Here is a 3,816-nt window from a genome sequence, read left to right on the forward strand (position 1 = left end):
CACCGAGAGCCCGCCAACGCCCGCACGCCCTCGTAACGCCGCACACCCCCACTCCCCCCCTTGACACCCCCCACCCCCACACACAAAAATCCTTCCATCGTCCAAAACGTGGTTGAGGGCCCGGGGGAGCCGGTTGCCGCTGTCTCAGCTCACACCCGACGATTTCTCTGCTCTGGATGCGAGCACGGAAGTCCGTGGGGGCGCTCCCAATTGGCGGGGGCGTCCGATCTGCGCCGGAGCCTTTGAAATGAGGTGGATGCGATGAACCTTCGAGATTTGGCGGCCCAGGAGATGGTGACGATCAGCGGTGTGCTGCTCGACCCGGCCGGGCAGGCGTTTGCGATTCTTCAGGCGACGCCGGTGTTGGCCGGATCGGTGCTGGTGCTGGAGCAGGCCCATGAGCGCCTTGTGACGGTGACGAAGCGGGCGGGCTCCAACGAGAAGCGCGCCCGGGAGTTGACCGCGAAGCTCACGGAGCTTGATGCGCGCCATGATCGAAAGGCGCGGGGGATTTACCGGGTGATTGAGGCCTGCGCCGATCTGGCGGAGAGCTCCGAGGAGGCGCTTGAGTACCAGGACCTGCTCGAGGTGATGTTTCCCCTGGGGCTGGCGATCAGCCAGCGCAGCTACCGCGAGCAGGCCGGTACCGCCGCGCAGATCGCTGAGCGTCTGGGGCAGGCCGAGCGCGCTCGCCAGAGTCAGATTCAGCTCGGGGGGCGCACGCTCCTCGACGAGACGCTGGACTGGCTGGAGGTCGCCCGCCAGATCGGCACGTACGAGGCCGAGCGCGCCCTGATGGTGGTGGACGATAGCGACGACGCCGTCTCGGCGGCCGAGGTGCGAGACGGGCGCATCTTCTGGGTGCAGGCCATGCACGCTTTTGTGCAGATGGTCGCGTTTACCGACCTCGATCAGCGCGAGCAGCATATTCTGCTCGCCAACCTCAAGGACGCCGACCGCAAGGCGACGCTGGCGCGTCGGCGAGCTGAGGCTGGTGGGGACGCCGGCGAGGGCGGTGATGGGGAGGTGGTGGAGCCGGAGAGCCCCGCGGTGGTCGACGTCCCCTGACGCCAAACCCCGGCCTGCATACATGGGCTGTTCACACATAAAAACCTCCTTCGACCCGCTCGGGGACGAAGGAGGTTTTTGTGCCCGGGCAGTTTCGCTCGCCGCGGGGCGGAGGGAGCTGGCCCTTGAGCGAAAATTTTCACCCGGGGGGCGGAAGGAGCTGGCCCTTGAGCGAAAATTTTCACCCGGGGTGCGGAAGGAGCTGGCCCTTGAGCGAAAATTTTCACCGGGTAGGCGGCTCCTTCCGCTCGATTTTGAAACGCGTTTGCAAAAAGGGCGGAAGGTTCCGCCTTTTTTTGATCGAGGAGCACGCGAAGGGCGGAAGGTTCCGCCTTTTTTTAATCGGGGAGCACGCGAAGGGCGGAAGGTTCCGTCTTATTTTGATCGAGGAGCGCCGGAGAGGCGGAAGGTTCCGTCTTATTTTGATCGAGGAGCGCCGGAGAGGCGGAAGGTTCCGGGTTGGGAGGGAAACGTTGGGTCGGGGGGACGCATTTTGTGGTCGGGTGGTCGGGTGGTTGTGTGGTTGAGGGGCGCCGGGGTTTGCGATGTGGGGAGGTTTGTGAGGGCGTTGGGGGGGGGCGAGTTGTGGTTGTGTGGTTGTGTGGTTGTGTGGTTGAGGGGCGCCGGGGTTTGCGGGGGTTGTCGATTTGTGAGGGCGTTGGGGGGGGATGCGGGTTCGAGAACCAGCCCGAGCCCGAGCCCGAGCCCGAGCCCGAGCCCGAGCCCGAGATCGAGATCGAGATCGAGATCGAGATCGAGCCCGAGCCCGAGCTACAAGCCCAACCCCCGAATTACCCCCGCCACAACCCCTCCCAAAACGCCAACTCGCACCGCGCGGCATCTCTATAGGCGGCTTCGATCCCCCCCAGATCACCCTCCACCGCCGCGCACCGATCGAGCTCCGCCTCAAAGACCTGCACCGTCTGCTGAAAGGCCGCGTCGGTGTAGGTCTGGATCCAGGCGTCGTACTCCGGCGGCCGGCGAGCGTGCTGGGCGGCGAGCTCTCGGGCGATCTCGGCGTAGCCCACCGCGCAGGGGGTCAACGTGGCGACCAGGGCCGGGTAGCTCGATTGAGCGTCGTTCAGGGTCCCCAGGTAGGAGGTGGTCGCCTCAAAAGGCGCGCTCTCATCGAGGGTCTTAAAACTCAGGCCAAAACGCGTCGCCAGAGCGCGGTGCAGCTCCAGCTCCTCCTCCCGGGTCACTCGGGCGAGCTCCCCCCAGAAGGCGCGGGAGGAGGCCGTCGGCGCCAGCCGGCTCGCGGTATCCAGCGCCACGACGTAGCCCTGGAGGTAGAGCCAGTCCTGGGTGATCCAGCGCTTGAAGGTCTCGAGCGGCAGGCTGCCATCGCCGATCCCGCGCACGAAGGGATGGGCCCGGGCCGCCTCAAAAAGCGCGTCGTTTTGCCGGCGCAGATGATGGGCCAGGCTCATGCGTGCCCCCGCTTCGTTTTGCGGGCAAGCACCCCGACGTAGTCGCCGGAATCATGGCCGTCGCGGGGAAATTCGACCTCTTCGCCGGCGCGCACCGGGTGGGTCGTCAGGGTCTGGGCTGTGTTTTCGACGACAAACCCGGCGGCCTCCAGAGCGTCGATGCGCTCGGCGGTGGTATGCCAGTTGGCCGCGCGCACAAAGGGCATCGGGTAGGGGCTCTTCGGTGCCACGCCGGCCATCAGCGGGTGATCCCAGGTGTCGAGCGCTGCGGCCAGGCAGTAGAGAATCCCAAAGCTGCTCTCGCGCGGCACGTCGATGACCATCACGTAGCCCCCGGGGCGCAGCGCGTGGAAGGCGCGCTCAAAAACCCCCTTCAGATCGCTGACGTAGGAGCTCGACCCGTTGAACACCAGCATATCAAAGAGGCCCTCGCCGAAATCCCCATCTTCGGCGGTGCCGATGGCGACCTCCATACCCCGGGTCCGCGCGATGGCGGCCATGCCCTCGGCGGGCTCGATGCCGTCGGTCACGACGATGTCAAAGTCGCGCTTGAGCACAGCCTCAAAGAGCCCGGTGCCGCACCCCACCGAGAGCACCCGCTCGGGTTTGGGCTCGGGCCAGAGGTGGGCGAGCAGGCGGACCTCGCTCTCCAGAAGGGGCTGATTTTCGGAGAACCAGGCGTCGTAGTCGTTGGCGAAGAGGTCAAAACCGTTGGCGTCGCTCGTCATGGGGCACTCCACAGAGAGGCGGACCAATGGCGAGGGGCGCACAAGCAACGAAACACCGGGCTCCCTACGCCTCGAAAGGGCGTGAAGGGGGGGCCAGATGCCGACGTCGTGTTGAGCTTTCCTACGCCGGCATGATCCGGTTCAGGTTCAAGGGATATCTCTCAGCTCGCGCAACGCTGCGCGAACACTCCCAGCTCGAACCGTGAGCGCTATCATCGGGGGGGAGGGGTGGTCAAGATGGCACCCTGCCGAGCGCCCCAGGACGACGCTGGCTGTGTCGCTGCGTCGTCGCGGTGGCGCTGCCACAGCTTCCTCCTTGCTCCTTGCCAGGCGTCGCCCTGGATGCGCTCGGTGCCGAGCGCCCCGGGACGACGCTGGCGGTTCGCGGGTTGTGGTTGTGTGGTTGTGTGGTTGTGTGGTTTTGGGGCGCCGGGGTTTGCGATGTCGGGCGATTTGTGGGCGCTGAAGTTGCCCCGCTTTCCTGGACAGTCATCTCTTAATTCATGCCGCCTGACCTAGCGCGGCGCGGGCCATCTTCTCTTCGTAGCGATTGGGAGATTCAAAGCCAATCGCTGAATGCAACCTCCTGG

At 65.6% G+C, this 3,816-nt stretch carries 3 protein-coding genes and 1 riboswitch; of the genes, 1 reads left to right on the plus strand and 2 read right to left on the minus strand.

The genetic code is table 11. The features are described 5' to 3' along the window. Positions 1 to 261 precede the first annotated feature (261 nt). Positions 262 to 1,068, plus strand: coding sequence for a hypothetical protein (locus EA187_RS20110; protein WP_127781472.1), 807 nt, complete (start codon positions 262 to 264; stop codon positions 1,066 to 1,068). A 791-nt stretch (positions 1,069 to 1,859) separates the two neighbouring features. Here EA187_RS20110 and EA187_RS20115 read toward each other — a convergent pair. Next, positions 1,860 to 2,498, minus strand: a complete 639-nt coding sequence (locus EA187_RS20115) for a TenA family protein (RefSeq protein WP_127781473.1) — start codon at positions 2,496 to 2,498, stop codon at positions 1,860 to 1,862. After that, positions 2,495 to 3,226, minus strand: a complete 732-nt coding sequence (locus EA187_RS20120) for a class I SAM-dependent methyltransferase (RefSeq protein ID WP_127781474.1) — start codon at positions 3,224 to 3,226, stop codon at positions 2,495 to 2,497. Before EA187_RS20120 ends, EA187_RS20115 begins: the two co-directional genes overlap by 4 nt. A 101-nt stretch (positions 3,227 to 3,327) precedes the next feature. Beyond that, positions 3,328 to 3,428, minus strand: a riboswitch (TPP riboswitch). Positions 3,429 to 3,816 lie beyond the last annotated feature (388 nt).

Source organism: Lujinxingia sediminis (assembly GCF_004005565.1).
Taxonomy (GTDB): Bacteria; Myxococcota_A; Bradymonadia; order Bradymonadales; family Bradymonadaceae; genus Lujinxingia; species Lujinxingia sediminis.